The 14,817-nt window shown below is 65.4% G+C and carries 9 protein-coding genes; 4 read left to right on the forward strand and 5 right to left on the reverse strand.

Features of this window, described 5'->3' with window-relative positions; all coding sequences use genetic code 11:
- Window positions 1-8 precede the first annotated feature (8 nt).
- Window positions 9-911, reverse strand: coding sequence for a transporter substrate-binding domain-containing protein (locus PanNE5_RS14530; protein WP_017231796.1), 903 nt, complete (start codon window positions 909-911; stop codon window positions 9-11).
- A 191-nt stretch (window positions 912-1,102) separates the two neighbouring features.
- The gene (locus PanNE5_RS14535) at window positions 1,103-2,359 is read right to left on the reverse strand and encodes a D-amino acid dehydrogenase (RefSeq protein WP_261938210.1); all 1,257 of its coding nucleotides are present in this window, start codon (window positions 2,357-2,359) and stop codon (window positions 1,103-1,105) included.
- Window positions 2,360-2,579: 220 nt separating this feature from the next.
- Here PanNE5_RS14535 and PanNE5_RS14540 point away from each other — a divergent pair, with 220 nt between their 5' ends.
- The gene (locus PanNE5_RS14540) at window positions 2,580-3,539 is read left to right on the forward strand and encodes a LysR family transcriptional regulator (protein ID WP_261938211.1); all 960 of its coding nucleotides are present in this window, start codon (window positions 2,580-2,582) and stop codon (window positions 3,537-3,539) included.
- A 15-nt stretch (window positions 3,540-3,554) separates the two neighbouring features.
- Here the strand turns inward: PanNE5_RS14540 and PanNE5_RS14545 are convergent, their stop codons facing one another.
- Entirely contained in the window at window positions 3,555-4,166 is a 612-nt protein-coding gene (locus tag PanNE5_RS14545; RefSeq protein WP_261938212.1) for a hypothetical protein, read from the reverse strand.
- 75 nt (window positions 4,167-4,241) lie between these two features.
- A complete protein-coding gene (gene dbpA, locus PanNE5_RS14550) occupies window positions 4,242-5,654 on the reverse strand; it encodes an ATP-dependent RNA helicase DbpA (protein WP_261938213.1) in 1,413 nt (470 codons plus the stop codon).
- A gap of 141 nt (window positions 5,655-5,795) precedes the next feature.
- On the opposite strand from dbpA, the gene PanNE5_RS14555 reads away from it, so the two are divergent.
- The gene (locus tag PanNE5_RS14555) at window positions 5,796-10,856 is read left to right on the forward strand and encodes an NAD-glutamate dehydrogenase (protein WP_261938214.1); all 5,061 of its coding nucleotides are present in this window, start codon (window positions 5,796-5,798) and stop codon (window positions 10,854-10,856) included.
- Window positions 10,857-11,092: 236 nt separating this feature from the next.
- On the forward strand, window positions 11,093-12,313 hold the full coding sequence (locus PanNE5_RS14560; RefSeq protein ID WP_261938215.1) for an MFS transporter: 1,221 nt from the start codon (window positions 11,093-11,095) through the stop codon (window positions 12,311-12,313).
- 15 nt (window positions 12,314-12,328) lie between these two features.
- Here the strand turns inward: PanNE5_RS14560 and PanNE5_RS14565 are convergent, their stop codons facing one another.
- Complete coding sequence (locus tag PanNE5_RS14565; protein WP_261938216.1) at window positions 12,329-13,966, reverse strand: PLP-dependent aminotransferase family protein; 1,638 nt, start codon at window positions 13,964-13,966, stop codon at window positions 12,329-12,331.
- A gap of 96 nt (window positions 13,967-14,062) precedes the next feature.
- Between PanNE5_RS14565 and PanNE5_RS14570 the strand changes: the two genes are divergently transcribed.
- Entirely contained in the window at window positions 14,063-14,788 is a 726-nt protein-coding gene (locus PanNE5_RS14570; protein ID WP_261938217.1) for a GNAT family N-acetyltransferase, read from the forward strand.
- The last annotated feature ends 29 nt before the right edge of the window (window positions 14,789-14,817 follow it).

The raw sequence follows: 14,817 nt of genomic DNA on the forward strand, positions 1-14,817 counted from the left end.
CGACAGGATCAGTCGTAAGCCTTGGTGATCGGATCCTTGAACATGGCACGCATTTCCGCCGTCATCGGATAGTGCATATTCTGGTTCTTCGGCGGCACCGGTTCCATGAACCACTTGTTGTACAGCTTCTCCATCTCGCCGGACTTCTCCATCTTGGCGATGACCGTGTCGACGACCTTCGTGAACGCCGGATCATCGTGGCGCAGCATGCACGCATAGTTTTCGAACTGGAGGTTCGGACCGACGACTTCGTAGCCCTTGGCTTCGTCGGCCGACAGGGCGGCGCGCTGGCCGTAGAGCAACGGCTCGTCCATCACGAAGGCCACCGAGCGGCCTTGCTTGACGGTCAGGAAGCCGTCCGAGTGATCCTTCGTCTGAATCAGGTTGAAGCCGACCTCACCCTTCTTGCCCGAGAGAATCCGATCGGCGGTCGTGCCGGCGGTCGTCGCGATCGTCTTGCCCTTGAGGCTGTTCAGATCGGTGATGCCCGAGCCCGACTTGGCGATCATCTTGATCGAGTACAGGAAGATGTTGTGCGAGAAGCCTACTTGCTTCTCGCGCTCGAACGTGTGCGTGGTCGAGCCGCATTCCAGGTCGATCGTGCCGTTCTGCACCAGCGCGATACGGTTCTGCGACGTGATCGGCGTTTCCGTGACCTTCAGGTTCGGCAGGTTCAGGTCTTTCTTGACGGCGTCGACGATCTTGAGCGCGATTTCCTGCGAGTAGCCGATCGTCTTGCCGGCGTTGTCCGTGTACGAGAACGGAATCGACGACTCCCGCACCCCGAGCGCGATCACGCCGGTGTCCTTGATCTTCTTGAGCGTGCCGGTCAGTTCCTGCGCGCTCGCGGTGTGCGCGAACAGGGCGGCGGCGGCGCTGACGAGCAGCAGGGGAGCAAACAGCTTCTTCATGGTCTCTGTCCTATCGGAAGTGAATGGCACGGTGGTCCGCGCCGTTGGTATGTCAACTGCCAAAAACACTGGTACAACCCGACACGTCCTTCCGCTGTTCCCCACGGAAACGACGCCCCGCAATACTCCATAACGCCCCGTGTCATGACGGCGATCGACCCGGGAGGCCGGCTATGTTCGATCAACGCGATTCACGCGGCCAGCCGGGCAAACCCTGCCAGATCGACCGCGGGACGCTTGCCGCCGATGGCATCGGCAATCACGCGCGCCGCGCCCATCGACAACGTGAAGCCCAATCCGCCATGGCCAACGTTCAGCCACAAATTGTCCAACGTATCCGCGCGCTGGAGGATCGGGCGGCCGTGCGGCGTGGCCGGTCGCATACCGGTCCATTCCAGCGGGGGCCCCTCGCCGGCCAATGCGGGAAACAACGCCGCCGAGAGCGTGCGCAGCGCCTGGATGCGCCGGGCCGCGATGCGATAGTCGTACCCCACGAGGTCGGCCATGCCCGCCACTCGCAGATGCTCGCCGAGGCTGGCGTAGACGACCTTGTTGTCGGCGTCCGTCACCGATACCTGCGGGCGCGCGTCGACCGGGGCGTGGCGATACGTCAGGCTGTAGCCCTTGAGCGGGTAAAGCGACACCGACTCACCGACCTTGTGCAGCAACGGCATCGCCGCCAGGCCGTTGGCGACGACACAGGCATCGACGGCCACGTCGCCCATGCGTGTGCGAATCGACCGCACCGTGCCGCCACGCACATCGAAGCCGGTCACTTCGCGTTCATACAGCAACTTGCCGTCGGCGTGCGCACCGACGATCCGCGCCAGTTCCATGCATAACGACTGGCAGTCCCCGGTGCCTTCGCCCGGCGTGTGAATGCCGCCGGCCAGCTCACCGGCGATCGTCGCCAGGGCGGGCTCCAGCATGGCGCATGTCGCGGCGTCGACCCGACGCTGTGTGTAGCCGAGTCCGTTGGCCAGTTCGAGCGAGCGTTCGGCGGCGGCGAGCTTGTCCGCATCGCGGTACACCACGAGCTTGCCGCTCAGACGGTAATCGAACGACACCGATTCCCGCGCCAGAAATTCCTGCATTACCGCGCGGCTGTGCAGGCCGAGCGAGAGCAAACGCAATGTGGAGCTGGCGTTCGCCTGCGCATTGCAATGCTTGACGAATGCGATCGACCAGCGCCAGAAGTCCGGATCGAACGACGGCTTGATGCGCAGCGGCCCGGTGCGAGAGAACAGCAGCGAGGGCAACTGCGAAAGTACGCCGGGGGCGGCCAGTGGCGACACGTACCCGTAGCTCAGTTGGCCACCGTTGGCGAAACTTGTCGCCAGACCCGGACCGCGTCCGGCGTCGATGACCGTGACCGCATGGCCTGCGCGCAGCAGTTCATACGCGCTGGCGAGGCCCACGATGCCTGCCCCGATGACTCCAATATGCATAGCGATGAATGACAACCAAAAACGTCAGGGAATGCAAGGCGGGAAAATATTCGGCGTGGAGCGCGAGGCCTCGCGGCCGTGTTTTCCCCCTACCTTTGCTACGCAGTGTAGGGCGAGAAAATTCGGTAACCTATGCGGATTTGAGGCAGCATATGTCTTTTGGCTATAGGGTCGGCACCACCGCCGATCCGCTTTTCGCGACACGGGGACAACGTCAGGCATGAAATTGCGGCATATCGAGACGTTTCGCGCAGTGGTACTGACGGGCTCGGCCAGCGGCGCCGCGCAATTGCTCAACGTGTCGCAACCCGTCGTCTCGCGCGTCTTGCAACACGCCGAACAGCAACTCGGCTTCAAGCTGTTCGACCGCGTCAAGGGCCGACTCGTGCCGACGGCCGAAGCGCGTCGCCTCTATCCCGATGTCGAACGCATCTTCAGTGATCTGGAACGCCTGCGTACCACGTCGCGCAATCTACGCCAGCATGGCGTGGGTCATCTGCGCATTGCCGCGACACCGAGTCTTGCGCAGAGCCTGTTGCCTGCCGCCATCGAGCGCATGCGGCGCGCGCATCCAGACGTGGTCTTCGAACTCATTACGCACCACACGACCGAGATGATCACGGCGATCCTCACCTCGTCGGTCGACGTGGGCATCGTGTCGGCCCCGCCGATGGCGGCCGGCATCGTGAGCCGTCCGGTGGCGCAGGGGCATATTGTGCTGGCGGTGCCCGCGGCGTGGCCGAAGCTCTCGCGACGGGGGCCGGCCAGTGCCGAAGCGCTCGCCGGGCGCGATCTCATCAAGCTGCACGATGACACGCCGCTCGGTGCCCTGATCAACGAGCGTCTGGAGCAGACCGAGTTGCTGCAGGACGCCGAAGTGATGGTGCAGACCTATTCGCTCGCGGCGGCGCTCGTTGAGCACGGTCTGGGCTACGCGCTGCTCGATCAATTCACGGCGGCCAGTGCCCATGAGCAGGCGCAGCGCCTGTATCGCGTGGCTCCGGCCATCGAATTTCCGGTAGAGATGTTGCGGCCGTCGCATGAACCCGAGTCGGTGCTTGCCGACACCCTGCGGCGGCATCTGGCGGACGTGGCCAGCGAACTCAGCACGCGAGCCGAGGCGTTGTGCGAAGGGCGCGAGATCGTTCTGGCGCCGGGAACGGACATCGACGAGCCATAAGCGTGCCGGCAGGACTCACCGGCAGCCGGGCTCGCTCTTCATTTCGAAATAGGTAAACGGTTGCGGCTGGAGCTTACCGGCCAGCGACGGATAGTTCGCCTGCACGAAGCGCCGCGCGCCCGCCATGTCGAACTCGGTGCGCAGCCAGAGCTTGCCGTCGTGGCTATCGAGCATCAGGGTGCCCGCGTAGATCACATCGCCCCGCTGGACCTGCACCGTTGGCACCTTGCGGCCCTTGCAATAGCGAAAGCGATAACTCTTGTCGGCCGGCGTGAATTCCATCGGACCGAAGCGCTCGTTGCGCATGAGCGGCGAGACGCGCATCGCCACGAAGCCACGCGTCGGCGGATTGCTGTTGAGTGTGCGCGTGACCTTGCCGCCGACGATGCCATTCACTGTCTGTGAGAAGTCGGAGTAATTCCACGGCCCCCATGTGCTTTGCAGTGGCGTGTCGAGGCCAACGATGACGATCGCGTACTCGTCGAGCGTGTCTTCGGTGAGGACAGGGTTGGGCGGCACGCCCTGGGTGCTGCAGGCCGTCAGCCAGCCTGCGGCAAGCGCGGCGAGCGCCGAGCATCGCGCACGGCGCGCGACGGGAGAGAACCACAGGGTACGCAGTGACCTCATTGCAGCCTCCTTGCCGCGCGCGGCGCGCAGGGGACGATCCGAAAACGGCGTCGGACGCCGGCGTCTGACCCGCCCTTAATCCTGCAGGAATCTTACCTTGACCTTGCGGCCTTTGACGCGGCCGTCGGACAACTTGCGCAACGCCACCGGGGCGATGTCGCGCTCCACCGCAATATACGTGAAGTTATCCAGAACGTTGATTTTTCCGATCTGGCTGGCGGCAAAGCCGGCTTCGCCGGTGAGGGCGCCGAGCACGTCGCCTGGGCGGATTTTGTCTTTCTTGCCGCCCAGCATCTGGAGCGTGACCATTGGCGGCAGCAGGTGCCCGCCGCCCGACGGCGTGAGTTCCTCGAGCTTGTGCCACGGCACTTCGTGGCCCAGCGCCGCTTCGAGGTTACCCACGCGGCCCATCTCGTTCATGCTTGCCAGGCTGAAGGCCCAGCCCGCTTCGTCGGCGCGGCCCGTGCGGCCGATGCGGTGCACATACACCTCGGGGTCGGGCGTCACATCGACGTTGATCACGGCTTCGAGTTGCGTGATGTCCAGCCCGCGAGCGGCCACGTCGGTGGCGACCAGCACCGAGCAACTGCGGTTCGCGAACTGGATCAGCACGAGGTCGCGCTCGCGCTGCTCCAGCTCGCCGTGCAGCGTCAGGGCGTGAAAACCTTCGGCGCGCAGCACGTCGGTCAGATCGCGGCATTGCGCTCGCGTATTACAGAACGCGATGGTGCTGATCGGCCGGAAATGATCGAGCAACTGGCCCACGGCGTGCAGACGTTCCTCTTCGCGCACTTCGTAGAAGCGTTGGCGAATCTTGCTGGCGTCGTGCTTCTCGGTCAGACGAATTTCGCGCGGCGTGCGCAGCAGGCGTTGAGCGAGCTTCGCGATGCCCTCCGGGTACGTGGCGGAGAAGAGCAGCGTCTGGCGCGAGGCGGGCGTTTGACGCGCGACCGTGGCGATGTCGTCGAAAAAGCCCATGTCGAGCATGCGATCGGCTTCGTCGAGCACCAACGTCTTGATCCCGGCGAGCGAGAGCGTGCCGCGCTCCAGGTGATCCATGATGCGGCCCGGCGTGCCGACGACCACATGCGCGCCGTGGGCGAGGCTTTCCGCCTGCGGACGCAGCGGTGCGCCGCCGCACAGCGTCAGGATCTTGATGTTGTCTTCGGCGCGCGCGATGCGTCGCACTTCCTGCGCCACCTGCTCGGCGAGTTCTCGCGTGGGGCAGAGCACGGCGGCCTGCACCGCGAAATCGCGGGCATCGACGCGCTGGAGCAGGCCGAGCGAGAATGCGGCGGTCTTGCCGCTGCCGGTCTTGGCCTGGGCGATGAGGTCGTGCCCGGCGAGCATATCGGGGAGCGACGCCTGCTGAATGGGCGTCATCGAGACGTAACCCAGCCGTGCGAGGTTCTCCTGCATGGCAGGCGAGAGCGGCAGGCTCGAGAAGGGGGCGCTGTCGGTGCGCGAATCGGTGGCTTTTGAGTTCATGCGCAATTATACCGGGCCGACCGGGGCCGCCGGGGTGGGCGCCGACGCGGGGTTAGGGATCGCGCCGTTGCCAGTCCGGGGCCGCCGGGCGTAGCATGGCTTTGCTTGTCGATGTCTCGTCCATTCCCGCAGAGGTTGCCCATGCCTGTGAATCCGGAAGAGAAAGTCCGCCAGCATATGGCGGAAGTCGTCGCGATGGCCCGTGAGCGTGCGCCCGACGTGGTCGCGCTGTTCGAGCCCTTCGTGCGGCATTACTACGGTCTGGCCGATGCCGAGGACGTTGTCTCGCGCAGTGTCGACGACCTGTATGGCGCGGCGATGGCGCATTGGCAACTCGGCCAGAAGTTCGTCAGCGGCGAGCCACGCATCCGCATCTACAACCCCACGCTCGATCAGCATGGTTGGCATTGCAGCCATACGGTCGTCGAGATCGTCAACGACGACATGCCGTTTCTCGTCGATTCGGTGACGATGGAGATCAACCGGCAGGGGCTCGCACTGCACTCCGCGTTTCACCCGGTCTATCGCATCAAGCGCGACGGCGCGGGCAAGCGCCTCGCCGTGTCGCCGGGCGGTGGCCTTGGGCAGCCGGTGTCCGCGGGCGAGCGAGTGACGGGCGATAACGGTGATGGCGGCGATAGCGGCACTAAAGGGGCGAACGGCGTGAACGGCGGCGACGTCGGGGCGCTGCTGGCGTCGGGCGCGACGGCGCAACGGGCGGGCGATGCGAGCGCCGACGGCGGCCGCTTCGAGTCGTATATCCACATCGAAGTCGACCGTTTTTCCGAGCCGGACCGCATTCAGGCACTGGCTGACGGATTGCAGCGCGTGCTTGGCGATGTACGCGCGGCGGTCGAAGACTGGCGCGCGATGCAGGCGGCCGCGCATGCGGCCATCGAGTCCCTTCGGCAGCGGGCCGAACAAACGAGCGTGAGCCCGCCGGAGCGTGTGGAGATTGACGAAGCGCAGGCGTTTCTCGACTGGATGCTTGCCCGGCATTTCACGTTCCTCGGTTATCGCGATTACGCGCTGGTCGTGCGCGACGGCGAGCACTACCTGCAAGGCGTGGCGGGCACGGGGCTTGGCGTATTGCGCGAGGCCCGCCGCGATGCCAGCACCCCCGACGAGACGCGCCTGTCGCCCGGGGCCATTGGCGTGGCCCAGACGAGTACGCCGATCTTTTTGACCAAGGCCAATTCGCGGGCGAGCGTCCATCGTCCCGGCTATCTCGATTACGTAGGCGTCAAATGCTTCGATGCGCAGGGGCGCGTGTGCGGTGAGCGGCGCTTCCTCGGGCTTTACACGTCGAACGTCTACATGGTGCCCGCCGACGAAATTCCGCTCGTACGACGCAAGGTCGCCGAAGTGATCGGGCGCACGGGCTTCCTGCCCAACGGGCATCTGGCCAAGACGCTCGCGACGATCCTCGAACAATATCCGCGCGACGAACTCTTTCAGATCGACGTCGATCCCCTGGCCAATATCGCGCTGGGCATTCTGCGACTGCAGGAGCGCCAGCGCACGCGCCTGTTCGTGCGGCGCGACCGCTTCGATCGCTTTGTATCGTGCCTCGTCTTCGTGCCGCGCGAGAAATTCAACACCGATCTGCGTGTCCGCGTGCAGAACTTGTTGCAGGCGGCGTATCACGGGACCAGTGTTGAATTCACGCCGCAGCTCTCCGAGTCGATGCTCGCGCGCATTCACATCACCGTGCGGACCGAGCCGGGCAATGTGCCGGATGTCGATGTCAACGATCTGGAAGCGCGCATCGTCGAGGCGACCCGCCGGTGGCAGGACGATCTGTCCGACGCGCTGCGCGAGCAGTTTGGCGAAGAGCGCGGCACGCGCGCACTGCGGCGGTACGCGCAGGCGTTCCCCGCGGCGTATCGAGAAGATTACGCCGCGCGCATGGCGGTGCGCGACGTCGAGTTGATCGAGCCGCTGCTGAGCGTCGGACACGCGGTGCCGGTCGAGGCTTCCGACGCCACGCCGCTGGCCATGCAGCTCTACCGGCCGCTGGAGGCCGCGCCCGGCACGCTGCGCTTCAAGATCTATCAGGCGGGCGAGCCCATCGCGCTCTCGCGCAGCCTGCCGATGCTCGAACACCTCGGTGTGCGCGTCAACGACGAGCGCCCCTATCGGATCGAACCGGCCGACACCGGCGTTGTCTGGATGCACGACTTCGGCATGACCAGCCTCGACGGCGCGGATGTCGACCTGGAGAATGCCCGCCTGCGCTTCGAGGAGGCGTTCGCGCGCATCTGGGCGGGCGACGTCGAGAACGACGACCTCAACCGGCTGGTCTTGCGCGCCGGACTGACGTGGCGCGAAGTCCGCATTTTGCGCGCCTACGCGAAGTACATCCGCCAGGTGGGGTCGACCTTCAGCAATGCGTATATCGAGAATGCGCTGACCGGAAATCCGTCGATTTCGGGCATGCTCGTGCGGTTGTTCCTGGCCCGCTTCGATCCGGGGCTGGCGGCGCCGGATCGCGCATCGCAGGCGGAGCGGCTACGGGCGCAAATTCACGCGGCGCTCGAAGACGTTCCCAACCTCGACGAGGATCGCATTCTGCGTCAGTTCCTTGGCGTGCTCGAAGCGACCTTGCGCACCAATTACTTCCAGACGGGCAAGGACGGCGTGACGCAGAAGCGCTATCTGTCGTTCAAGTTCGATCCGTCGAAGGTGCCGGGTCTGCCCGAGCCGAAGCCGATGTTCGAGATATGGGTGTATTCGCCGCGCGTGGAGGGCGTGCATTTGCGAGGAGGGCGTGTGGCGCGGGGTGGCTTGCGCTGGTCGGATCGCCGCGAAGACTTCCGCACCGAGGTGCTGGGTCTCGTCAAGGCGCAGATGGTGAAAAACACCGTCATCGTGCCGGTCGGCTCGAAGGGCGGGTTCGTGGTGAAGCAACCGCCATCGCCAGGCGACCGGGATGCCTATCTGGCCGAGGGGGTGGCGTGCTACCAGACATTCCTGCGCGGGCTGCTGGATCTGACCGACAACTACGTCGACGGCCAATTGGTGCCCCCGTCGCAGACCGTGCGTATCGACGGCGACGATCCGTATCTCGTCGTCGCAGCCGACAAAGGGACGGCGACTTTTTCCGATTACGCCAACGCCATTTCGGCGGAGTACGGATTCTGGCTCGGCGATGCCTTTGCGTCCGGCGGCTCGGTCGGCTACGACCACAAGAAGATGGCCATCACGGCGCGCGGCGCGTGGGAGTCCGTCAAGCGGCATTTCAGCGAGATGGGCGTCGACACCCAGACGCAGGACTTCACCGTGGTGGGTATCGGCGATATGTCGGGCGATGTCTTCGGCAACGGCATGTTGCTCTCGAAACACATCCGGCTGGTGGCCGCGTTCGACCATCGGCACATCTTCCTCGACCCCACGCCTGATGCTGCAACGTCGTTTGCCGAGCGCGAGCGCCTGTTCCAACTGCCGCGTTCCAGCTGGGCCGACTACGACACGCGGTTGATTTCGGCGGGCGGCGGCGTGTTCCCGCGCACGGCCAAAGCCATTGTGCTCTCTGCGCCGGTGAGGGAACTGATCGGCACCGAGGCCACGGAGATGGCGCCGAACGACCTGTTGCGGGCGTTGTTGAAAGCGCCGGTCGATCTGCTGTACAACGGCGGCATTGGCACGTACGTCAAAGCGAGCACCGAGACGCATGCGCAGGTGGGCGATCGTGCCAACGACGGCTTGCGCGTGAATGGCGCGGAACTGCGTTGCAAGGTCGTGGCCGAGGGCGGCAACCTTGGGCTGACGCAGCTCGGGCGCATCGAGTACGCGCAGCATGGCGGTCGCATCAATACCGATGCCATCGACAATTCGGCCGGTGTCGATTGTTCCGATCACGAGGTCAACATCAAGATTCTTCTGGGCCTGGTGGTGACGGACGGCGAGATGACACTGAAGCAGCGCAACACGTTGCTCGCGGAGATGACCGAGGAAGTCGGCATTCTTGTGTTGCGCGACAACTATTTGCAGACGCAGGCGCTCTCACTGGGCCGGTTGCGAGCGGTGGCGTCGCTCGACGACGAGACGCGCTTCATGCGGTACCTGGAGCGGGCACAGCGGCTCTCGCGCACCATCGAGTTCCTGCCCGACGACGAAACACTTGACGCGCGGCGTGCGTCCGGCGCGGGGCTGACCTCCCCCGAACGCGCGGTCCTCATGGCCTACAGCAAGATGTGGCTCTACGACCTGCTGCTGGCAAGCGATCTGCCCGACGCCGATTTCGTTGCCGACGAATTGCCGTCGTACTTTCCCAAGCCGCTCGCGAGCCGATGCGGCGCGGCGATGTTGCGTCATCCACTCAAGCGGGAAATTCTCGCGACGATGCAGGCCAATGCGCTCGTCAACCGGGCGGGGGTCACGTTCGTGCATCGACTCAGCGAGGAAACGGGCGCTGAGCCGGCCGACGTCGTGCGGGCCAGTCTGGCGGCACGGGGGGCCTACGACCTCGACACGTTGTGGGGCGAGATCGATGCGCTTGACGCGCGCGTCTCGCACGAAACGCAGGCCTCGCTCTTTGCCGCGATTGCGCAGTGGCACGAACACGCCACCCTATGGTTCTTGCGGCGGCGTGTGGCCGACGTGCCGCAGACGCTCGAGCGTCTGCGCGCTGTGCTCACGCCCATCCTGCCGACACTGGACACGCTGGTCAGCGGCGCGGCCGCCGATGACGCGCGGGCCAGATGCCAGACCATGATCGATGCGGGCGTGCCGCCGTTGCTTGCACAAACGGCCGCGGGCGTCGGCGCGCGGGTGGCGTTGCTCGACATTGCCGAAGTGGCGAGCAGCAGCGGGTGCGAACCGTCGCTGGCCGCGCAGGTGTATTTCGCCCTCGACGCACCGCTTGGCTACGCTTGGCTCCAGGCGGGGGTGCTCGGCCTGCCGATGCAGACGCACTGGCAGCGCCTCGCGCGGGCCACCTTGCTCGAAGAATTGTCGGTATTGCGGCGACGCCTGACGGCGAGCGTGCTGGCGGGCGGCGAGGCGGTGCTTGATCCAGTGCATGCCGGCGAGCCAGCCGACCCAAGCCCGGCGGGCAAGCGCGTCGCCCACTGGGAGACGTTGCATGCAGACGCGCTCGCGCGCTACCACCGTGTGCTGGCCGACCAGGTCGCGGCCGGTAACGCCGACCTGGCCATGTTGTCGGTGAGCCTGAAAGCGTTGGCGGAAGTCGACCGCTGAGCCGAGCAGGACGGTCGCCCCCGAGCGCCGTGGGGGGCGTCCGCGCCGCGGCTGGCGAATACGCGACGGGCTGTCGTCGAAAGCCGTCGCGGGGGCATTTTTAAGCGTTTACACAAAAGTCACGAAACCGCGTATGATCCGGGAAAACCCTAGGATTGAGTTGACCTGCGCGGATGCTTGCCCGTCGCGCGGGGTGGCGCGTCCTGGGGTTTCGTCGATTCCTGAACTCCTGCGCAATGCCCAACGACACCCGCCCTGCGAACCCATCGTTCGCCACGACGCTGCAGATCGTCTCCACCGTGTTCTTCACGTTCCTCTGCTATCTGACGATCGGATTGCCGCTCGCGGTGTTGCCGTCGTTCGTGCATGTCGATCTCGCATACAGTTCGGTCATTGCCGGCTTGGCCATCAGCGTTCAGTACCTTGCGACGCTGCTCTCGCGTCCTTACGCCGGGCGGACTGCCGACGCCTGGGGCCCGAAACGCACCGTGTTGTGCGGACTGGTGGCTTGCGGTGCCTCCGGGTTGCTCGTGGCCTTGGGCGGTGTGTTTTCCGGCGTGCCATGGTTGGCGCTCCTCACGCTGATCCTTGGACGTCTTGTGCTTGGCTTTGGTGAGAGCTGGGTGTCGACGGGCGCGATCATGTGGGGCATCGGCCAGGTGGGTCCGTCGCACACTGCACGCGTCATCTCATGGAACGGCGTGGCAACCTACGGCGCGCTTGCGCTGGGCGCGCCGCTTGGCGTTGCACTCGACAATGCGTATGGCATCCAAGTACTTGGCGCGGCGATCGCGCTGGCGGGCGTCGCTGGCCTGCTGCTCGCGCGCATGAAGCGTGCGACGCCGGTTATCCATGGAGAACGTCTCGCATTCCGCGCCGTGCTCGGTCGCGTGTTGCCGTTCGGCATGGGGCTTGCGCTGGGCTCCATCGGTTTTGGTGCCATCTCCACGTTCATCACGCTTTACTACGCAAGCCATCACTGGGACAACGCTGCACTGGCGTTGACCGCGTTCGGCGTGTGCTTCATGGGCGTACGACTGCTCTTCGGCAGCAGCATCGGGCGCTTCGGCGGCTACCGTGTGGCCATGATGTCATTCACGCTCGAGGCCTTCGGCCTGATCGTGCTCGGGATCGCGCCTACGGGATTCACGGCGTTGCTCGGCGCGGCGCTCTCCGGCGCGGGGTTCTCGCTCGTGTTCCCGTCGTTGGGCGTGGCGGCCGTCAATCTGGTTCCTGCACAGAACCGGGGTGCGGCACTGGGGGCGTACTCCGTCTTCCTCGATGTTGCGCTTGGCGTGACCGGACCGGTGGCGGGCCTGATCGTCGGGGCATACGGCTACGCCGAGGTCTACCTGTGTGCATCAGTGGCTGCGGTGGCGGCCGTCTTGCTCACGCTATGGATGGCGCGAGCCGAGCAGGCGCGCGACGCCGACAAGAAAGTCGTACAGACGGCGTAATCGCTGACGGCGGGGTCAGTCGGTCGCCACCGTCTCCAACGTCGCCCGCTGCTGCGCCGCGACAATCGCGGCGAGCCGCTGGATCAGGCCCGGGATGCGTGCCGCGTCCGTATCGCCGTAGCCGATCACCAGACCGTTATCCGTGGGGTGTGGATCGAGTGCAAAGCTCGATAGGGCGCGGGGGCCGATGCCTTCGCACTGCGCGGCGGTCACGATCGCCTTGTCCGGGAATGCGGGATCGAGCCGCACCGTCAGGTGCAGGCCGCAGCGCTCGCCAATCACCGCATACGCCGGGTCGAAGTGGGTGGCCAGCGCGTTGCGCAAAGCCGTCTGACGTTCCCGATACAGCCGTCGCATGCGACCCAGATGCCGTGCAAACTGGCCGCTGCGGATGAATTCCGCCAGTGCCAGTTGTTCGAAGCGGTGCCCGCCGCGCAAGAGTTCGTCGAGGGCGTCGCGGGCTTGCGCGGCGAGCGCGGTCGGCAGAATCAGAAAGCCCAGGCGCAGCGCGGGAAACATCGTCTTGCTGAACGTCCCCACATAGACAACGGGGGCGTTGGCCACCATCCCCTGCATCGCGGCGATTGGTTCGCCTTGATGGCGAAACTCGCTGTCGTAATCATCTTCCAGAATCCAGGCGCCGTGACGCCGTGCCTGCGCGATCAGATCGAGGCGGCGCGAGGCCGACAGCACGCTGCCGAGCGGATACTGATGTGATGGTGTGACATACACCAGTCGTGGCGGCGAGCGTTCCCACTGTCCTTCCGGAATCACGACCCCCTCATCGTCGACGCGCAGCGCGTGAAGGCGAACATCGGCCGAATGGAAAGCGGCCTTCGCGCCGCGATAGCCTGGGTCTTCCATCCACACCGTATCGCCGGGATCCGTGAGCAGGCGGACGCAGAGAATCAGCGCCTCGTGGGCGCCTTCCGTGATCACGACTTGCGACGCATCGCAACGCACGCCGCGCGAGATCCGCAAGTGTGCGGCAATGGCGTCTCGCAGCGCGGGTTCGCCGAGGGGATCGCCGTAGTGATAGTGGCGGGGTTGGGCTTCACGCATGACGCGTTCGAGCGTGCGTCGCCAGGTACTGGTGGGAAAGTGGGTGAGTGCGGGAACCCCGGGCGTAAACGGCAGGGGCGACTCGTCGGCGCGGGCGGCGTGGCGCGTCGCGGGCAAGCGTTGGATGCGGCGCGAGGCGAGTGGTGTTGGGGGACCGTCGGGGGCGCTGGGGGGCGTCGCCACCGGGTCATTGGCTTTCGGCGTCTTGGCGCTGGCGGTATGTGCGGCTTTGGCGGCGAAGAGGGGATCGAGAGGGAGTTGGGCGACGCGGGTACCGAGCCGGTGGGGCACGATAAAGCCTTCGGCGGCCAGTTGGTCGTAGACGATCGAGACCGTGTTGCGTGAAATGGCGAGATCTTCGGCGAGCGTGCGCGAGGCGGGCAGACGGGCGCCGGCGGGCAAACGACCTTCGAGAATGGCGTGTTTGAGGCGGGAGAGGAGTTGTTTCTGAAGCGAGGTGCCAGCGCGCCCGGGGCCGGTCGTCAGGGGGCTGTCGAACAGTGCGGCGACGTTCTCCGGAGCAGGATCGGGAGTGCCGGGGCGGGGCGCCGGTCTGGCTTGCCGAGCGGTGGAGTGAGCGTGTGGCACCATGAGATTCTCAAAGAGTGGTGCTTTTCATCGTACCACTGAGGCGATACTTTAGACGTCATGACTTGCGTGTTGCGCCAACTTCCGGAGATGAGCGAGATGACTGACGCCCCGAATTTCAACGAATACGACCAGCCGATCGGTGCAGCGCTGCCGGACTGGAAGTCGAGAGCGCAGCCGCCGCGTGCGCCGATCGATGGGCGTTACTGCCGGATCGAGCCGATCGACGTGGAGCGTCACGCGAAGGACCTGTACGAGGCGTATGCCAGCGCCGCGGACGGTCGCGACTGGACATACATGAGTGGGGGGCCGTTTCCGGATTTCGACAGCTACTACGCGTACGCGACCAGGATGGCGGCGTCCAGCGACCCGTTGCATTACGCGATCATCGATCGGGAGACGGAGCGGGCGGTGGGGACGTTGGCGCTCATGCGCATCGACGCGGTGAACGGCGTAATTGAAGTCGGGCACGTGGCGTACTCGCCGATGCTCAAGCGCACGCGTGCTGGCACGGAGGCGCAATACTTGCTGATGCGTCGGGCGTTCGACGAGTTGGGGTATCGCCGATATGAGTGGAAATGCGACGCGCTCAATGCCCCGTCGCGGCGGGCGGCGGCACGTTACGGGTTCACGTTCGAGGGCATATTCCGTCAGGCGATCGTCTACCGGGGGCGTAGTCGCGACACGGCGTGGTTCTCGATCACGGATGGCGAATGGCCGGCCATCAGTCGGGGGTTCGAACAATGGCTTTCGCTGGAGAACTTTGACGCACAGGGCCGCCAGCGCACGGGGCTAGCCGAATTGATTTCGGCGGCGAGGGCGTGAGCCTCGGGTAGAAACAAACGGCCCGCCGG

The organism is Pandoraea sp. NE5 (genome assembly GCF_024363545.1).
GTDB lineage: Bacteria > Pseudomonadota > Gammaproteobacteria > Burkholderiales > Burkholderiaceae > Pandoraea > Pandoraea cepalis.

Bases quoted from the DNA above. Each gene is read 5' to 3' on its own strand.
- PanNE5_RS14565 (WP_261938216.1), bottom strand. From the start codon at position 13,966: ATGGTGCCACACGCTCACTCCACCGCTCGGCAAGCCAGACCGGCGCCC.
- PanNE5_RS14560 (WP_261938215.1), top strand. From the start codon at position 11,093: ATGCCCAACGACACCCGCCCTGCGAACCCATCGTTCGCCACGACGCTG.
- PanNE5_RS14535 (WP_261938210.1), bottom strand. From the start codon at position 2,359: ATGCATATTGGAGTCATCGGGGCAGGCATCGTGGGCCTCGCCAGCGCG.
- PanNE5_RS14555 (WP_261938214.1), top strand. From the start codon at position 5,796: ATGCCTGTGAATCCGGAAGAGAAAGTCCGCCAGCATATGGCGGAAGTC.
- PanNE5_RS14530 (WP_017231796.1), bottom strand. From the start codon at position 911: ATGAAGAAGCTGTTTGCTCCCCTGCTGCTCGTCAGCGCCGCCGCCGCC.
- PanNE5_RS14545 (WP_261938212.1), bottom strand. From the start codon at position 4,166: ATGAGGTCACTGCGTACCCTGTGGTTCTCTCCCGTCGCGCGCCGTGCG.
- PanNE5_RS14570 (WP_261938217.1), top strand. From the start codon at position 14,063: ATGACTGACGCCCCGAATTTCAACGAATACGACCAGCCGATCGGTGCA.
- PanNE5_RS14540 (WP_261938211.1), top strand. From the start codon at position 2,580: ATGAAATTGCGGCATATCGAGACGTTTCGCGCAGTGGTACTGACGGGC.
- dbpA (WP_261938213.1), bottom strand. From the start codon at position 5,654: ATGAACTCAAAAGCCACCGATTCGCGCACCGACAGCGCCCCCTTCTCG.